Here is a 1,139-nt window from a genome sequence, read left to right as displayed (position 1 = left end):
TTTCTGTTCTCTTTTTTTGTAATTTTATACCTCAAAAAAATAATATGCGATTATTTATTAGCAGTTTTCTTCTACTCTATATTATTCCAGTTTTTTCGCAAGAAAAAGCGACTGCAGAGGAAGTTCCCAAAATAAAAATCGACTCTTTATACAGAGAAGATCAATTTTATTTTAGTTTTACTCTCAACACCTTGCAAAACAAACCTATGGGTTTAACTCAAGATAAATTTTCTTCAGGATTTTCTGTTGGGTTTCTTAGGGATTTTCCTGTCAATAAAAATCGGACGGTTGCAATAGCTCCAGGAGTTGGGCTTTCATACAATAACTACAATCAGAATCTGAAGATTACAGAATTGAATCAAATTCCTGTTTATTCCATTATTGAATCGAATGCTACGTATAACAAAAACAGATTCAGTCAGCTGCTAGTCGAAATGCCAATTGAGTTCAGATGGAGGTCATCGACTTTTGAAAGTCATAAATTTTGGCGAATTTATGGCGGATTTAAAGTAGGTTATTTAATTTATGACAAATCAATTTATGAGGATTCTATTGGTCAAATGGAAGTACATAATAATAATGATTTTAATAAATTTCAATACGGAACTTATATATCAGTTGGATACAATTCGATAAATATTTTCGCTTATTATGGTTTGAATTCGCTTTTTGAATCAGCAAAAACTACTACTGAAACTATAGATATGAATTCCTTTAATGTTGGAATTATGTTCTATATTTTATAACCAAAAAGACAACAAAAACAATTGCGGAAGCAGACCTGATATAAGGCCAATCACCAATTCTTTGGGTGTATGCGCTTTCATTTCTAGTCTTGAGGAAGCCACAAAACCATTCATAAGCACAAGAAAAGCAATCACATCGATGTTCTGAGCTTGATTGTGAATACTTAATCCAATAACAAAAACAGTTAAGGCACTTACAGCAATCATATGAAGGCTGGCTTTTATTTTGTAAAACAAGAAAATCAAAGCTATAATAGTACTTAGTAAACCTGCCAAAAAGAAAAAATACAATTCAGGAAAATGGTAGATAGTGATACTTTTTTGTATCAATAAAATAGTCAAAAAACACTGTATAACTAAAGGTATTTTGCGCTGCGAAATGTCAGCGAGCAT

The 1,139-nt window shown here is 31.3% G+C and carries 1 protein-coding gene and 1 pseudogene; one reads left to right on the top strand and one right to left on the bottom strand.

Translation table 11 applies throughout. The annotated features are described in order from the left end of the window. Nucleotides 1-746: porin family protein (locus tag EKL98_RS16800; protein ID WP_317125408.1), on the top strand; the 746-nt coding region annotated here is incomplete at its 5' end. Here EKL98_RS16800 and EKL98_RS16795 read toward each other — a convergent pair. Further along, nucleotides 741-1,139 (bottom strand): annotated as a pseudogene (locus EKL98_RS16795) (hypothetical protein); the annotation flags it as partial. The gene EKL98_RS16800 and the pseudogene EKL98_RS16795 sit on opposite strands and share 6 nt — an antisense overlap.

The sequence above is a fragment of the Flavobacterium bomense genome (assembly GCF_003970355.1).
This window is presented reverse-complemented; position numbering and strand designations above follow the sequence as displayed.